Annotated in this window: 1 protein-coding gene; it reads left to right on the top strand. The window is 50.2% G+C overall.

Translation table 11 applies throughout. From position 1 onward, the window contains the following. The coding region (gene mreC, locus J0A66_RS22730; RefSeq protein WP_206576063.1) for a rod shape-determining protein MreC at positions 1–301 on the top strand (301 nt) is incomplete at both ends.

Consider the following 301-nt stretch of genomic DNA (forward strand, 5'->3'; position numbering starts at 1 on the left):
GGAAGTGCGTAAGATAGTGGCAGAGTTGATGGCGGTTGATAATAACCCCTACAGTCACCAAATCGTAATTAATAAGGGCACCTTGCAAGGTGTCTTTGAAGGACAACCGGTATTAGACGACAAAGGTCTGGTTGGCCAGGTTATGCAGGTAGGCACCACCACCAGTCGGGTGTTGTTGATCGCCGATGTAACGCACGCCGTGCCGGTCAGAATTTTGCGCAACAACGTGCGTTTGGTGGCATCCGGCTCTGGCCAGTTGAACCGACTTGTTATCAATCATGTACCCCATAGTACCGATATT

Source organism: Bowmanella dokdonensis (genome assembly GCF_017254865.1).
Lineage (GTDB): Bacteria > Pseudomonadota > Gammaproteobacteria > Enterobacterales > Alteromonadaceae > Bowmanella > Bowmanella dokdonensis.